This window comes from Streptomyces sp. WAC 04229, from assembly GCF_003947455.1.
Lineage (GTDB): Bacteria > Actinomycetota > Actinomycetes > Streptomycetales > Streptomycetaceae > Streptomyces.
This window is the reverse complement of record NZ_QHJH01000072.1, coordinates 1-14,056: the sequence shown is the minus strand read 5'-3', so window position 1 is coordinate 14,056 and position 14,056 is coordinate 1. Positions and strand designations below refer to the sequence as shown.

The 14,056-nt window shown below is 69.3% G+C and carries 10 protein-coding genes and 4 tRNA genes; 5 read left to right on the top strand and 9 right to left on the bottom strand.

From position 1 onward, the window contains the following. Positions 1-69 precede the first annotated feature (69 nt). The 3 genes from DMH12_RS20245 to purM all read left to right on the top strand — a co-directional run bounded on the left by DMH12_RS20245 (position 70) and on the right by purM (position 3,562). Positions 70-858, top strand: coding sequence for an META domain-containing protein (locus DMH12_RS20245; protein ID WP_125492943.1), 789 nt, complete (start codon positions 70-72; stop codon positions 856-858). 62 nt (positions 859-920) lie between these two features. Next, a complete protein-coding gene (gene purF, locus DMH12_RS20240; RefSeq protein WP_122616963.1) occupies positions 921-2,447 on the top strand; it encodes an amidophosphoribosyltransferase in 1,527 nt (508 codons plus the stop codon). A 47-nt stretch (positions 2,448-2,494) separates the two neighbouring features. Next, a complete protein-coding gene (gene purM / locus DMH12_RS20235; RefSeq protein WP_125492942.1) occupies positions 2,495-3,562 on the top strand; it encodes a phosphoribosylformylglycinamidine cyclo-ligase in 1,068 nt (355 codons plus the stop codon). A 69-nt stretch (positions 3,563-3,631) separates the two neighbouring features. Here the strand turns inward: purM and DMH12_RS20230 are convergent, their stop codons facing one another. Together DMH12_RS20230 and DMH12_RS20225 are read right to left on the bottom strand one after the other, a co-directional pair. After that, positions 3,632-3,886: a DUF3073 domain-containing protein gene (locus tag DMH12_RS20230; protein ID WP_122616965.1), complete on the bottom strand. Its 255-nt coding sequence runs from the start codon at positions 3,884-3,886 to the stop codon at positions 3,632-3,634. Between the two features lie 320 nt (positions 3,887-4,206). Further along, complete coding sequence (locus DMH12_RS20225) at positions 4,207-5,301, bottom strand: Glu/Leu/Phe/Val dehydrogenase dimerization domain-containing protein (protein ID WP_125492941.1); 1,095 nt, start codon at positions 5,299-5,301, stop codon at positions 4,207-4,209. Positions 5,302-5,521: 220 nt separating this feature from the next. On the opposite strand from DMH12_RS20225, the gene DMH12_RS20220 reads away from it, so the two are divergent. Continuing rightward, positions 5,522-6,373 (top strand): hypothetical protein, encoded by an 852-nt coding sequence (locus DMH12_RS20220; RefSeq protein ID WP_125492940.1) that lies wholly within the window; start codon positions 5,522-5,524, stop codon positions 6,371-6,373. 532 nt (positions 6,374-6,905) lie between these two features. Beyond that, entirely contained in the window at positions 6,906-7,112 is a 207-nt protein-coding gene (gene bldC, locus DMH12_RS20215) for a developmental transcriptional regulator BldC (RefSeq protein ID WP_003949541.1), read from the top strand. 431 nt (positions 7,113-7,543) lie between these two features. Here the strand turns inward: bldC and DMH12_RS39455 are convergent, their stop codons facing one another. From DMH12_RS39455 to DMH12_RS20180, 7 genes are all read right to left on the bottom strand, one after another. Beyond that, positions 7,544-7,738: a DUF6274 family protein gene (locus DMH12_RS39455; protein WP_125492939.1), complete on the bottom strand. Its 195-nt coding sequence runs from the start codon at positions 7,736-7,738 to the stop codon at positions 7,544-7,546. Between the two features lie 226 nt (positions 7,739-7,964). Then, positions 7,965-8,039 (bottom strand) — tRNA-Asp (locus DMH12_RS20205). Between the two features lie 132 nt (positions 8,040-8,171). Beyond that, positions 8,172-12,116: an ATP-dependent RNA helicase HrpA gene (gene hrpA / locus DMH12_RS20200; protein WP_125492938.1), complete on the bottom strand. Its 3,945-nt coding sequence runs from the start codon at positions 12,114-12,116 to the stop codon at positions 8,172-8,174. Between the two features lie 119 nt (positions 12,117-12,235). Beyond that, a tRNA-Phe gene (locus DMH12_RS20195) sits at positions 12,236-12,309 on the bottom strand. Between the two features lie 29 nt (positions 12,310-12,338). Then, a tRNA-Asp gene (locus tag DMH12_RS20190) sits at positions 12,339-12,413 on the bottom strand. A gap of 34 nt (positions 12,414-12,447) precedes the next feature. Further along, a tRNA-Glu gene (locus tag DMH12_RS20185) sits at positions 12,448-12,520 on the bottom strand. 80 nt (positions 12,521-12,600) lie between these two features. Then, a partial coding sequence (locus DMH12_RS20180; RefSeq protein WP_148107534.1) for a metallophosphoesterase occupies positions 12,601-14,056 on the bottom strand: 1,456 nt, incomplete at its 5' end.

Genomic DNA, 14,056 nt, shown 5'->3' with positions numbered 1-14,056 from the left:
GGCGACGCCCGCCGCCGGCCGCGGGGAGAGCGGGGGGAACCAGATCCTCCAGTCCTCCGTCGAATCGCCATGTACAGGCAGAAGCAGCAGCGAAGGAAGACCCTGACCGTGGCGGCCGTCGCCGCGCTCGTCCCGCTCGCCGCGGCCTGCGGCAGCGAGAAGGCGGACGACGGCAGCGCCTCCGTAGGCGCCGGAAAGCCCATCACCGGCGTGCAGTGGAGCATCGACAGCGTCACCGTCGACGGCACCACCCACAAGGCACCGGACGAGGCACGGGTCCGGATCGACGACGCAGGCGAGGCGGAGGGCAGCACCGGCTGCAACACCTTCAGCGCGCGCGCCGACGTCAAGGGCGAACGCGTCCGGCTCACGGACGCCATGTTCACCGAGAAGGCCTGCGACAAGACGCCCGTCGAGTTCGAGAAGTCCCTCGGCCGCGCCCTCACCACCGGCACGCTCACCACCGAGAGCGAGGGCGACGGCCTGACGTTCACCACCTCCGGCGGCGACACCGTCGAGCTCAGCCGGGCGCAGGACGCGTCCCTGTACGGCACCAAGTGGACCGTGACCAGCCCGGCCCAGCAGGAACGCGCCCACCTCACCTTCGACCCGGAGGCCAAGACCGTCTCCGGCCGCCTCCCCTGCAACCGCGTCAACGCCAAGGCCACCGTCAGCGACGGGCGTATCACCGTCGGCGCCCCTTCCACGACCCGAATGATGTGCGAAGGCTCACTCATGGACGCCGAGAAGCGGATGCTGAGCTTCCTCAAGGGTCCGGTCGATTACCGGATCGATCAGGAAACCCTCACCCTGACCAGCGAAGACGGGACGACCGTGCGAGCCGTGGCCGATCGGTGATCCACTGGTGAGCCGAAATCCCAAATTCGGACCAGTGGTCGATCTCGCCTACACTCGGTGGCGTGCCACGTGGTGACGGTCGACTCAATCACGATCTGCTTCCAGGCGAGAAGGGCCCCCAGGACGCATGCGGCGTCTTCGGTGTCTGGGCTCCTGGCGAAGAGGTCGCAAAGCTCTCCTACTTCGGGCTCTACGCCCTCCAGCATCGAGGCCAGGAATCCGCGGGTATCGCGGTAAGCAACGGTTCCCAGATCCTCGTCTTCAAGGACATGGGCCTGGTCTCCCAGGTCTTCGACGAGACCTCACTCGGTTCGCTCCAGGGTCACATCGCGGTCGGTCACGCCCGCTACTCGACCACCGGTGCCTCCGTGTGGGAGAACGCCCAGCCGACGTTCCGTGCCACCGCGCAGGGTTCCATCGCGCTCGGGCACAACGGCAACCTCGTCAACACCGCCCAGCTCGCCGAGATGGTCGCCGACCTGCCCAAGCAGGACGGCCGCTCCACCCGGGTCGCGGCGACCAACGACACCGACCTGGTCACGGCCCTGCTCGCGGGCCAGGTGGACGACGACGGCAAGCCGCTGACCATCGAGGAGGCGGCCGGCAAGGTGCTGCCCCAGGTGCGCGGCGCCTTCTCCCTCGTCTTCATGGACGAGCACACCCTCTACGCCGCCCGTGACCCGCAGGGCATCCGCCCGCTGGTCCTCGGGCGGCTGGAGCGCGGCTGGGTGGTCGCCTCCGAGTCCGCCGCCCTCGACATCTGCGGCGCCAGCTTCGTCCGGGAGATCGAGCCGGGCGAGTTCGTCGCCATCGACGAGAACGGCCTGCGCACTTCCCGATTCGCGGAAGCGAAGCCCAAGGGCTGCGTCTTCGAATACGTGTACCTGGCCCGCCCGGACACCGACATCGCCGGCCGCAACGTCTACCTCTCGCGCGTCGAGATGGGCCGCAAGCTGGCGAAGGAGGCCCCCGCCGAGGCCGACCTGGTCATAGCGACCCCGGAGTCCGGCACGCCCGCCGCCATCGGGTACGCCGAGGCCTCCGGCATCCCCTTCGGTAACGGTCTGGTCAAGAACGCCTACGTCGGCCGCACCTTCATCCAGCCCTCGCAGACCATCCGCCAGCTGGGCATCCGCCTGAAGCTGAACCCCCTGAAGGAAGTCATCAAGGGCAAGCGGCTGGTCGTCGTGGACGACTCGATCGTCCGCGGCAACACCCAGCGGGCCCTGGTCCGCATGCTCCGCGAGGCCGGCGCCGCCGAGGTCCACATCCGGATCTCGTCCCCCCCGGTGAAGTGGCCCTGCTTCTTCGGCATCGACTTCGCCACCCGCGCCGAGCTCATCGCCAACGGCATGAGCGTCGAGGAGATCGGCACCTCCATGGGCGCCGACTCCCTCGCCTACATCTCCATCGACGGCATGATCGAGGCGACCACCATCGCCAAGCCGAACCTGTGCCGCGCCTGCTTCGACGGCGAATACCCGATGGAGCTCCCCGACCCCGAGCTGCTCGGCAAGCAGCTCCTGGAGACCGAGCTGGCCGCCGGGCCCGCCGGTACGGCCGCCGCCGACGCCATCCGTCGCCCGTAGCCGTCCGTCCGCAATACCTGCCGTACGACACGAAGGTCTGAATCGTCATGCCTGACACAACTGGTGCCAGCTACGCAGCCGCGGGCGTCGACATCGAGGCGGGCGACCGCGCCGTCGAACTGATGAAGGAGTGGGTGAAGAAGACCCGCCGCCCCGAGGTCCTCGGCGGCATCGGCGGCTTCGCCGGACTCTTCGACGCCTCCGCGCTCAAGAACTACGAGCGCCCCCTGCTCGCCTCCGCCACCGACGGCGTGGGCACCAAGGTCGACATCGCCCGGCAGCTGGGCGTCTACGACAGCATCGGCCACGACCTGGTCGCCATGGTCATGGACGACATCGTGGTGTGCGGCGCCGAGCCGCTCTTCATGACCGACTACATCTGCGTCGGCAAGGTCCACCCCGAGCGCGTCGCCGCGATCGTCAAGGGCATCGCCGAAGGGTGTGTACTGGCCGGCTGCGCCCTGGTGGGCGGCGAGACCGCCGAGCACCCCGGCCTGCTCGGCGAGGACGACTTCGACGTCGCCGGCGCCGGTACGGGCGTCGTGGAGGCCGACCGGGTTCTCGGCGCGGATCGCATCCGTACGGGTGACGCGGTGATCGCCATGGCGTCCTCCGGGCTTCACTCGAACGGGTACTCGCTCGTCCGGCACGTCCTGCTGAACGAGGGTGGGCTGGCGCTCGACGCCCACCTGGACGGTCTGGGCCGCACCCTCGGCGAGGAGCTGCTGGAGCCGACCAAGATCTACTCCCTGGACTGCCTGGCCCTCCTGCGCACCACCGAGGTCCACGCCTTCAGCCACGTCACCGGCGGTGGCCTCGCGGCCAACCTGGCCCGTGTGATCCCCGACGGACTGCACGCCGTCGTCGACCGCTCCACCTGGACCCCGGGCGCGATCTTCGACCTCGTCGGCCGCACCGGCCGGGTCGAGCGCCTGGAGCTGGAGAAGACCCTGAACATGGGCGTGGGCATGATCGCGATCGTGCCCGAGGAATCGACGGACGTGGCCCTCACGACCCTGGCCGACCGCGGCGTGGACGCCTGGGTGGCCGGTGAGATCACCGACCGCACGGACCACGAGACGGGCGCGGCACTGGTGGGCGACTACGCCGGCTGAGATCCCGCGGGTAGCACAGAACCCGGCCGGTGACATACGTCACCGACCGGGAAGGTGCTCAGTGCAAGGTCAAGCGCCGCGTCGCTGTTGGCCCGGGGACTGGCCGTCCTCGTCCTCGTCGTCGTCCTCATAGAGGTCGGCGTACTTGGCGTACACGTCATCGTCTTGCTCATCGTCCTCGAATTGCTCGCCATTCGGCGGTTGCGAATTCGACGGCGATGCGCCCAGCTCCTCGGCCAGGCGGGAGAGATCAGTCCCACCGCTGTTGTACTTCAGCTGGCGGGCGACCTTCGTCTGCTTGGCCTTGGCCCGGCCGCGCCCCATGGCTCGACCCCCTCAACGACGGGGCTCGACGGCCCCAGAGTCTTGACACGCGTTCATGGTCCGGAACGGGCTCTCCGTGGAGAGACCGGTCCGTAGGGCTTCCACGGTACCTGAGCCCACGCCCATACGGTACGTCGCCCGCAGCACGTGGCCATCCCCAGGACCCTCGAGGCGCCCCGTCCTCGCTGGTCAACGGCGATTTTAACCACCTTTCGACGGTCGACCCGCCGGGATAAGTGAGAGTTCTCTCCAACTCCCCCCGACGGGTACCGGTCAAACCTGCGACGGCCCTGCCCGATCACCGGAGGACCGTCGCGGGATCACCCCCGCGGGCGCGCCTCCGCCATCCGCTGCTCGGCGATCCGGTCGGCCGCGGCGGCCGGCGGAATGCCGTCCTCATTCGCACGTGCGAATATGGCCAGCGTGGTGTCGAAGATCTTCGCCGCCTTCGCCTTGCACCGCTCGAAGTCGAAGCCGTGCAGCTCGTCGGCGACCTGGATGACACCGCCGGCGTTCACCACGTAGTCCGGCGCGTAGAGGATCCCGCGGTCGGCGAGGTCCTTCTCCACTCCGGGGTGGGCGAGCTGGTTGTTGGCGGCGCCGCACACCACCCGGGCGGTCAGCACCGGCACGGAGTCGTCGTCGAGCGCACCCCCGAGTGCGCAGGGCGCGTAGATGTCGAGGTTCTCCACCCGGATCAGCGCCTCGGTGTCGGCGACGGCGACCACCGAGGGGTGCCGTTCGGTGAGGGCCCGCACGACGTCCTTGCGCACGTCGGTGACGACCACGTGCGCGCCCTCGGCGAGCAGGTGCTCGACCAGGTGGTGACCGACCTTGCCGACGCCCGCGATGCCGACGGTGCGGTCGCGCAGTGTCGGGTCGCCCCACAGGTGCTGGGCGGAGGCCCGCATGCCCTGGTAGACGCCGAAGGCGGTGAGCACGGAGGAGTCGCCGGCGCCGCCGTTCTCGGGGGAGCGCCCGGTGGTCCACTGGCACTCGCGGGCCACGACGTCCATGTCGGCCACGTAGGTGCCGACGTCGCACGCGGTGACGTACCGGCCGCCCAGCGAGGCGACGAACCGGCCGTAGGCGAGGAGCAGTTCCTCGCTCTTGATCTGCTCCGGGTCGCCGATGATCACGGCCTTGCCGCCGCCGTGGTCGAGACCGGCCATGGCGTTCTTGTACGACATCCCGCGAGCGAGGTTCAGCGCGTCGGCGACGGCGTCCGCCTCGTTCGCGTAGGGGTAGAAGCGGGTACCGCCGAGCGCGGGGCCCAGGGCGGTGTTGTGGAGGGCGATGACGGCCTTGAGGCCGCTGGCCCGGTCCTGGCAGAGCACGACTTGCTCATGACCCCCCTGGTCCGAGTGGAACAGGGTGTGCAGTACATCAGCAGGTGCGCCGGTTACGTCGGTCACGGTGGTGACTCCTGTGTAGGTTCGGCGGGTGGAGACCTGTCCCCGTGAGGGTGGCGGGGACTGTGGCACGAGATTAGGGCCTGACGGGGTCTCCCCGCCGCACCGTGCCCAGGATCACCTCCGCACGGAGTACGGGCGTGCGACGATTTGCAGAGATTCCCGCGCGTTTGTGATCGGCTCCGGCAGGTTTTCGGTGCGCAGCGCGGGGGAGGGAGCAGGCGTGCCCAAGGTGTCCTCGGTGATCGTCCCCTACGCGGCGTACCTGCGCGTGTACGAACCGCTGGCCGCCTTCCGCGAGCCGGAGCGCGAGCACTGGGCCCGCTACGCCCGCCGCCCCGACCTCCCCTCCTACCAGGTGGAGCTGCGCCGCTCCCTGGCCGACCTGCTGCCCACCCCGCCGGTGGCGGTGCCGGTGCACGAGAGCGCCGACGCCTTCGTGGCGGAGGTCGACGGAGTGGTCTGCGTCTGCCCCTGGCGGACCCGGCTGCGCGGGTGGCAGGCCCTGGGAGACCTGGCCGCGGACTACCCGGAGCCCGTCCTCGACGCCCTGATCCCCCCGGTCGTACGCCGTGAGACCGCGCAGGACTACGAGCGCTGGCTGGAGCGCAACCCCGACGCCCGCCCCTGGATCCGTACCGCCACCTGGCAGGTGCCGATCAACTGGTTCGTGCTGGTCTCCGACGCGGAGCGGGAGTACGACAAGGGTGGCGGCGACCAGGGGCCGACCGCGCCGGTACTGCGCTACCGGACGCCGATGGTGCAGGCCCGGCGGCGGGTGGCCCGGGGGCTGCGGGCCCTGAAGGAGGCCGTGGACGAGGGTCCGCTGATCGACGGGCTGACGGACGTCGGGCGCTGGCTGGAGGAGTTCCACCCGCGCTCCCTCGTGGAGCTGGACTACGGCGGGCTCGTGCACGCCGTGCCGGCCGGGGAGCTGGAGGACGACCACTCCGCGGCGGACGTGGCCGAGGGGATCGAGGCGCTGCGCGAGGGCGACCCGGCCACCGCGGGGGAGGCGTACGGGCGGCTGGTGGAGCGCTGGCGGGCCGTGCGGGACCGGCGCTCGGCGAACTGACGTTTGACGTACCGCCCGTTTTGAGGTTTCGTCTTCCGATCCGACACCCGTCACGGATGTGCTGATGCCTTGTCAACAAGGGACGTAGGTCCCGATCCGGGCGTATGCGTCAAGCGTGACGGACCGCACGTACATCACTCTTGCGCCGCTTCCCCCTCCTCATGCCAAAATAGGACAAGGAGCCCGGGGAGGGCTCCTTCCGTCCTGCTGTGATGCACTGTGGGCGGAATCTCAGCATTGCACGCTTTGGGGGGTCTCGTGACTCCTGATCGCCCTGTGACTGATCGTCACAGTGGCGTGACTGTCCGCTATGGCATGGTCCATCGGCTTCCGTCGCTGATGAACACCTGGGAGGGCAATTCCATCGGTTTGGCCGACGCGGCTGGACAGATGGTGTAGTTGTAGTGCCGAGGACAAGCCGTTCGTCCTATAACCGACTCGACTCGCGTCCGCCATTTCGGGCAACGCGGGTCAAGGTGCAGAATTTAGAGGAATGAACCGAGAAGGTTCGGTTCTCCCGAGGAGGCCGCTCATGACCGCTCGCACCCCTGATGCCGAGCCGCTGCTGACCCCGGCTGAGGTCGCCACCATGTTCCGCGTCGACCCGAAGACGGTCACGCGCTGGGCGAAGGCCGGCAAGCTCACGTCGATCCGCACGCTCGGCGGGCATCGCCGCTACCGCGAAGCCGAGGTCCGCGCTCTGCTCGCGGGCATTCCGCAGCAGCGCAGCGAGGCCTGAAACAACTGAATAACCGGGCAGAACGGCAGGTCCCCCAACCTGCCGAGGCGCTCGGAACCACAGCTCCAAGTGACGCCGTTCCTGCCCCAACAGGGGGTGCGTCGTTGATCGCGCTGGACTCCGCCGGGTCCAGCGCGATCTTTTTGTGTCCGGGCCTGTGCGCCGGGGCGGGGCACCGGCCGGTTCTGTGAGCGGCCTTGTCGGAGTCTGGGGAGGGGTGTCGGATCGGCTGTGCGAGCACTGCGAGACCCAGTGCAATTGCACATATTAAATTGACCAGTTGTAGGAGAGCCATAAGTGCCACGGTTTCAAAAACTCATGCGGTGACACCCGTCACACGGCACGGTGGTTGTTGGCCGCCCTGCCCGTGCGCTAGTGGAACCGTCGCTTCCAGGAGGTCTGCGTGGCAAGGGCGTTGGGATCTCCGGGGATCACGCCACGGGCACGCTCTCGTCCTCGAGGCCCTCTTGACGTCCGGTCGGAGACTGTGGCCCCGGAGCGTCCAGCGCCAGGCGCAACAGCCGGTGGCAGATCGCGCAGTGGCGCGTCGCGTGACGGTACGACGACGCGGCCGACAGATGCGCGCGGAGCAGGGCACGCGTCTCGTGCCTGACCGATGCCGCCATACGCCACCTCCGGGGCCCTGCACGGGACGTTCCCTGTCCTTTTGGAGTACCGACCGAATGTGACCCCGTCAAGGCCGGGAGAGGGGCGCCCAGGGCCCCTGGGGGGCATGGGGCGAGACGTGCCTGGAGACACGGGAAGAGGCCCGCGCCACACGGTGCGGGCCTCGAGCGGGGCGCGGAGCAAGAAGAAGGACCCGCACCGATCGGTGCGGGTCCTTCTCTGTTGCGGTCCTGACGGGATTTGAACCCGCGGCCTCCACCTTGACAGGGTGGCGAGCACTCCAAACTGCTCCACAGGACCAGGTTTCGCGGCGCCCGCGCGACGGAGTCGCTCATCGATTCTGTCTGCGTTGCGCTGCGAGAAGAGACTGTACAGGAGGGTTGCGCCCGGGTCGAACTCACCCTCCGCACAGGCCCCGTTACGGGAGGGGCGCTACGGTGCGAGCGCGTCGATCGCCTTCACGATCCGCTTGTCGGAGACCGGGTACGCCGTGCCCAGCGCGTGCGCGAAATAGCTGACCCGCAGCTCCTCGATCATCCAGCGGACCTCCCGCACCCGCTGCGGCACCGGCCGGCCCTGCGGCAGCTGCTCCAGCAGCCACGCGTACTCGTCCCGCATCTCATGGACCTTCTCCATGCGCGACGTGTCCCGCTGCACACCGGTCGGCATCTGCTGAAGGCGCCGGTCGGCGGCGACCAGGTAGCGCATCAGGTCCGGCAGCCGCCTGATCCCCGCCTCAGTGACGAAGCCGGGCTTCACCAGCGCGTCCAGCTGCCCCCGCACGTCCTGGAGGTTCGCCAGCAACGCGGGGCTCCGTACGGACTTCAGGCGGCGCTCGCAGGCCTGCCAGGCCGCCAGCACCTGCTGTACCTGGCCCACCGCGCGGACGGTGGTGTCGACGATCTCCGCGCGGACCCGCTCGTAGAGCTTCCGGTAGGACTCCTCGTCCCACGCCGGGCCCCCGAAGTCCGCGATCAGTTTGTCCGCCGCGGCCGTCGCGCAGTCGTCGAACAGGGCCTGGATCGAACCGTGCGGGTTGGCGGAGAGGTTCAGCTTCTGCTGGTTGGTCAGCTTCTCGGACGCGAACTTCGCCGGGTTGACCGGGATGTTGCGCAGGATCAGCCGGCGCGTGCCCTTCCACATCGCCTGCGCCTGCTCGGCCTCGGTGTCGAAGAGACGCACGGACACGGTGTCGCCGTCGTCGACCAGCGCCGGGTACGCCTTCACCGGCTGACCGGCCCGCCGCGTCTCGAAGACCCGTGACAGCGTCCCGATCGTCCAGTCCGTCAGCCCCGAACGCTCCACCGACTCACCGCCGCTGCGCTCCGCGGTGGCCGCCGCGGCCTGCGACAGCGCCTTGCGCGCCTTCGGCCGCAGCAGGAGCTTCAGCGCCTCCAGGTCCTTGTCCTCGGCCAGCTTGCGGCGCCGCTCGTCGACGATCCGGAAGGTGATCCGCAGATGGTCGGGGACCTTCGCCCAGTCGAAGTCCTCCGCGTCGAACGGCACCCCCACCATGCGCTTCAACTCCCGCGCCATGGTCACCGTCAGCGGCTCCTGCAACGGCACCGACCGGTCCAGGAACGCCTGCGCGTAGTTCGGGGCCGGCACGTAGTGGCGCCGGATCGGCTTCGGCAGCGACCGGATCAGCTCCACGACCACCTGCTCCCGCAGCCCCGGGATCTGCCAGTCGAAGCCCTCGTCCGTGACCTGGTTGAGCACCTGGAGCGGCACGTGGACCGTCACGCCGTCGGCGTCCGCTCCCGGCTCGAACTGGTACGTCACCCGGAACTTCAGCGGACCCTGCCGCCAGGAGTCCGGGTAGTCGTCCTTGGTGACCGCCCCCGCCTTCTCGTTGATGAGCATCTCGCGCTCGAAGTCGAGGAAGTCGGGCTGCTCGTGCCGCTTGTGCTTCCACCACGAGTCGAAGTGCGCACCCGAGACGACGTGCTCGGGCACCCGCTGGTCGTAGAAGTCGTACAGCGTCTCGTCGTCGACCAGGATGTCCCGGCGCCGCGCCCGGTGCTCCAGCTCCTCGACCTCGGTGAGCAGCCGGCGGTTGTCCGCGAAGAACTTGTGGTGCGTGCGCCAGTCGCCCTCCACGAGGGCGTTGCGGATGAACAGCTCGCGGCTGACCTCGGGGTCGATCCGCCCGTAGTTCACCTTGCGCTGCGCCACGATCGGCACGCCGTACAGCGTGACCTTCTCGTACGCCATCACCGCCGCCTGGTCCTTCTCCCAGTGCGGCTCGCTGTAGGTGCGCTTGAGGAGGTGGCCGGCGAGCGGCTCCACCCACTCCGGCTCGATCTTCGCGTTGACCCTGGCCCAGAGCCGGGAGGTCTCCACCAGCTCGGCGGACATCACGAACCGCGGGGGCTTCTTGAAGAGCGCCGATCCGGGGAAGATCGCGAACTTGGCGTTCCGGGCGCCCAGGTACTCGTTCTTCGCGCCCTCCTTGACGTCCTTCATGCCGACGTGGGAGAGGAGCCCGGCCAGCAGGGAGACGTGCACGCGGTCGTCGGGGGCGTCCTGCTCGTTGAGGTGGATGCCCATCTGCTTGGCGACGGTACGGAGCTGCGTGTAGATGTCCTGCCACTCGCGGATCCGCAGGAAGTTGAGGTACTCCTGCTTGCACATGCGGCGGAAGGACGACGAACCCCGCTCCTTCTGCTGCTCGCGGACGTACCGCCACAGGTTGAGGAAGGCGAGGAAGTCGCTGGTCTCGTCCTTGAAGCGGGCGTGCTGCTGGTCGGCCTGGGCCTGCTTCTCCGACGGCCGCTCGCGCGGGTCCTGGATGGACAGCGCGGCGGCTATCACCATGACCTCGCGGACACAGCCGTTCTTGTCGGCCTCCAGCACCATCCGGGCCAACCGCGGGTCCACGGGCAGCTGGGCCAGCTTGCGGCCGGTGTCGGTCAGCCGCTTGCGTACGTCCTTCTGCGCCGGATCCAGCGCGCCCAGCTCCTGGAGGAGCTGCACGCCGTCGCGGATGTTGCGGTGGTCCGGCGGGTCGATGAAGGGGAACTTCTCGATGTCGCCGAGGCCCGCCGCGGTCATCTGCAGGATGACGGAGGCCAGGTTGGTCCGCAGGATCTCGGCGTCCGTGAACTCCGGGCGCGCCTCGAAGTCGTCCTCGGCGTAGAGCCGGATGCAGATGCCGTCGCTGGTCCGCCCACAGCGTCCCTTGCGCTGGTTGGCGCTGGCCTGCGAGACCGGCTCGATCGGCAGCCGCTGGACCTTGGTGCGGTGGCTGTAGCGCGAGATGCGGGCGAACCCGGGGTCGATCACGTACTTGATGCCCGGCACGGTCAGCGAGGTCTCGGCGACGTTGGTGGCCAGAACGATCCTGCGCCCGGTGTGCTGCTGGAACACCCGGTGCTGCTCGGCGTGCGACAGCCGCGCGTACAGCGGCAGTACCTCCGTGAACCGATATTTCTTCTTCTCCAGCGCGTCCGCCGTGTCCCGGATCTCCCGCTCACCGGAGAGGAAGACGAGGATGTCGCCCTTGCCCTCCCCCATCAGCTCCTCGACGGCGTCGGTGATGGCCGTGATCTGGTCCCGGTCGGCGTCGTCGCCGTCCTCCTCCAGCAGCGGCCGGTACCGCACCTCCACCGGGTAGGTCCGTCCGCTGACCTCGACGATCGGCGCGTCGCCGAAGTGCCGGGAGAAGCGCTCGGGGTCGATGGTCGCCGACGTGATGACGACCTTCAGGTCCGGCCGCTTGGGCAGCAGCTGGGCGAGGTAGCCCAGCAGGAAGTCGATGTTGAGGGACCGCTCGTGGGCCTCGTCGATGATGATCGTGTCGTAGGCGCGCAGCTCGCGGTCGGTCTGGATCTCGGCGAGCAGGATGCCGTCCGTCATCAGCTTGATGAAGGTGGACTCCGGGTTCACCTGGTCGGTGAACCGGACCTTCCAGCCGACCGTCTCCCCGAGCGGCGTGTCCAGCTCGTCCGCGACCCGCTCGGCGACGGTGCGCGCGGCGATCCGCCGGGGCTGGGTGTGCCCGATCATGCCGCGCACGCCCCGGCCCAGCTCGACGCAGATCTTCGGGATCTGGGTGGTCTTGCCGGAGCCCGTCTCGCCCGCCACGATCACCACCTGGTGATCACGGATGGCGGCCGCGATCTCGTCCTTCTTCTGGCTGACGGGGAGCTGCTCGGGGTAGCTGACGACGGGCACCCGCGCCCGGCGCTCCCCGACGCGCTGCTCGGCCTTGGCCACCTCCGTCTCGATCTCGGCGAGAACGGCGGCACGTGCCTCGGGCTTGCGGATCTTCCGCGCACCTTCGAGCCGCCGGCCGAGCCGGTGCGCGTCGCGCAGTGACAGCTCGGCCAGCCGGGGCGCGAGGGAACCGAGGGCGGGGGCGGGATGCGTAGACATACGGGTTCCAGGATCTCATCCCCGGGAAAAACCTGGCGAACGATTTCCGTCCGGGCACCGCCCGGGCGCCTTCCGGGCAACACAGAACCCCCGTCGAAGATCTCGACGGGGGTTGTCTGTGGCTGGGGCCGGGGTCGAACCGGCGACCTATCGCTTTTCAGGCGATCGCTCGTACCAACTGAGCTACCCAGCCGCGAGGTTTCACGTGAAACGAAACCTCAGCGGTCCTGACGGGATTTGAACCCGCGGCCTCCACCTTGACAGGGTGGCGAGCACTCCAAACTGCTCCACAGGACCAAGCTTCGTACGACAGTGTCGCACATGTACTGCGTGCCCCCAACGGGATTCGAACCCGTGCTACCGCCTTGAAAGGGCGGCGTCCTAGGCCGCTAGACGATGAGGGCTATCGGCCCGCCTGGGCGCTTCGCAGCGCGTCGGGGACGTGAGAAGCATATGGGATGGCGGGAGGTATCGCCAAAACGGTTTACGAGGGGCTGGGGGAGGGGGTGGCGCCCGGCTGGTTCTCCTTGGGGAGGTGGCGGCTGACCTCGGCCGTCGTCAGGCCCAGGCCGCCCAGCTTGATCTCGTCCCAGGCCTGGAGGCGCCGGGTGTCCCGGTCGAAGTAGAGGATGGACGCCTGGATCGGGTCGGGGTACCTGCCCTCGACCGCGCGCAGTCCGCTGCCGCCGGTGGAGCCCTCCACGCGCAGGCGGGTGCCGTACTTCATGACCTCCATGTCCTCGCGGTGGAGGTGGCCGGCGAGGACCAGCGGCACCGCGCCGTCGACCTCGCGGGCGGCCGACGGCTCGTGGGCGACGGCGACGTCCACGGGGGTGCCGGCGGTGCTCTGGTCGCGCAGGGCGGAGGCCAGGCGGGCGCCGGCCAGTTCCTGGGAGGCCTCGGCGCCGTCGGACTTGGAGCGGTCGGGGGTGAACTGGGGGTCGCCGATGCCGGCGAAGCGCAGGCCCGCGACGTTCCTGGCCCGGCCGTCGTCGAGGACGTGCACGTTCTTCAGGCTCCGCAGGTACTTCTGGGTCTCCCGGGAGTCGTGGTTGCCGCGGACCCACACGTACGGCGCGCCGAGGTCCTCGATCGGGTCGAGGAAGCCGTTCTCCGCGGCGGTGCCGTGGTCCATCGTGTCGCCGGAGTCGACGATCACGTTCACCTTGTACTGCTGCACCAGCGAGGCGATGATCTTCCAGCTCGCCGGGTTGAGGTGGATGTCGGACACGTGCAGGACGCGGATCGTGGTCGGGTCGGGCTGGTAGGCGGGGAGCGTGGAGGTGACGTCGTAGAGCTTGGTCACGTTGGTGACCAGGCGGGCCAGTTCCTTCTGGTAGACGTCGAACTCGGTCACGATGCTGCGCGCGTTGCCGACCAGGGAGGGCGCGGAGGAGAGCAGGCCGGAGAACCTGGGTTCCAGGACGGAGTCGGGGTTCCACGTCGCGTAGGCGGTGCCGCCGGAGGCGACCAGGAGGGTGAGGGCGAGCCCGCCCGCGGTCAGGGCGCGCCGGGGGCGGCGGTAGACGGCGAGGCCGAGGGCGGTGGCGCCGGTGACGACGGCGACGCAGGAGCGGACGGCGAGGTCGAGGGTGCCGTGTTCGACGTCGCGGGCGACCTCGTCCTGGAGGCCGGAGAGGCGCTCGGGGTGGTCGACGAGGGCCTGGGCGCGGTCGGGGTCGAGCTGGTCGACGTTGACGTCGAGGCGGACCGGGGCGATGTGGCTGTCGAGCTGGAGGGCGCCCAGCGGGGAGACGTTGATCTTCGTGCCGCCGGTGGCGGACGGGCGCAGCGTCATCGTCGTGTTCATGGGGCCGACGGGAACGCGGACGTTGCCGACGACCAGCAGGCCGAGCCAGGCGCCGAGCAGGACGACGGCGACGAGGCCGACGGCGCGGGTCCAGGGCCGGGGGCGGGCGGCCAGTTCGGGTGTGGTGGTG

Coding starts and splice junctions, on each gene's coding strand:
- DMH12_RS20245 (WP_125492943.1), top strand. CDS start 70: ATGTACAGGCAGAAGCAGCAGCGAAGGAAGACCCTGACCGTGGCGGCC.
- purM (WP_125492942.1), top strand. CDS start 2,495: ATGCCTGACACAACTGGTGCCAGCTACGCAGCCGCGGGCGTCGACATC.
- DMH12_RS20230 (WP_122616965.1), bottom strand. CDS start 3,886: ATGGGGCGCGGCCGGGCCAAGGCCAAGCAGACGAAGGTCGCCCGCCAG.
- bldC (WP_003949541.1), top strand. CDS start 6,906: ATGACCGCTCGCACCCCTGATGCCGAGCCGCTGCTGACCCCGGCTGAG.
- DMH12_RS39455 (WP_125492939.1), bottom strand. CDS start 7,738: ATGGCGGCATCGGTCAGGCACGAGACGCGTGCCCTGCTCCGCGCGCAT.
- hrpA (WP_125492938.1), bottom strand. CDS start 12,116: ATGTCTACGCATCCCGCCCCCGCCCTCGGTTCCCTCGCGCCCCGGCTG.